Here is a 775-nt window from a genome sequence, read left to right as displayed (position 1 = left end):
TACACTAATCTGAACACCATCATCAGTTAAAAAATCATTATAAAAATCCTGCTCTTTAGGGTATTCAAAACCTAATTTTTCAAATATCTGCTCTGATAATGTTCCAAAATTTTCATACGATTTCCTATAACCAAAATAATTAACAAAACCAGAAATTGCTACAGTAACAAATAAAGTAATGCCAACAATCTCTAGAAAATATAAAATGGTATTCACAGAATAAGAAAAATTAAAAATAAAATAAAATAAAATAAAAATTAAGAGAAAACCCCATGACAACAATGTAAAATAATAAGTTTGCTTAAAAATGGCTTTATAACCCATTTTTACTGAACGCCCCATCTCATAAATCATATACAATAAGCCTGATTTAGGGTCGATAATTGCATAGACCTGATAACGTCCATCTACAGGTTTTTCGCTAATTACAGCAATCAACTCATCATTTTCTTCAAAGCACGCTGTCGTAAATTGTCCTACTAATGGATACCCCTCTATTTCGCCAATAAAAGTTATGCCATCTTTAGCTTTTCCAGCCATTAATAAAATAGGTGAGCTTTTGAGTAAGGAGCTACTTCCAGCAAGTACACCTACAAAAGCGGTACCTGCTGCAATGCCACCCACGTTCTGATTTACCGGTATTTTAGATTTGGCTTTTTCTAGAGAGTAGATTGGACCCTGAATTAATTTAAGTTCCACTACTTATTCACTTGTTGTATTCTTACTAAAATAATCTTGAGGGTAAGGGTCATTACCTTTTAAATTTTTTCGATAC

At 31.9% G+C, this 775-nt stretch carries 1 protein-coding gene and 1 pseudogene; both read right to left on the bottom strand.

The annotated features are described in order from the left end of the window. Nucleotides 1-699 (bottom strand): putative type VI secretion system effector (locus UC75_RS00670; protein WP_228136984.1); only part of this gene is annotated, 699 nt, incomplete at its 3' end. Between the two features lie 3 nt (nucleotides 700-702). Beyond that, nucleotides 703-775: pseudogene (locus UC75_RS22515) on the bottom strand (hypothetical protein); the annotation flags it as partial.

It is taken from the genome of Acinetobacter sp. V2 (genome assembly GCF_001188385.1).
Lineage (GTDB): Bacteria > Pseudomonadota > Gammaproteobacteria > Pseudomonadales > Moraxellaceae > Acinetobacter > Acinetobacter oleivorans.
The sequence above is the reverse complement of the archived record's forward strand: the minus strand, read 5'-3'. Positions and strand labels throughout refer to the sequence as shown.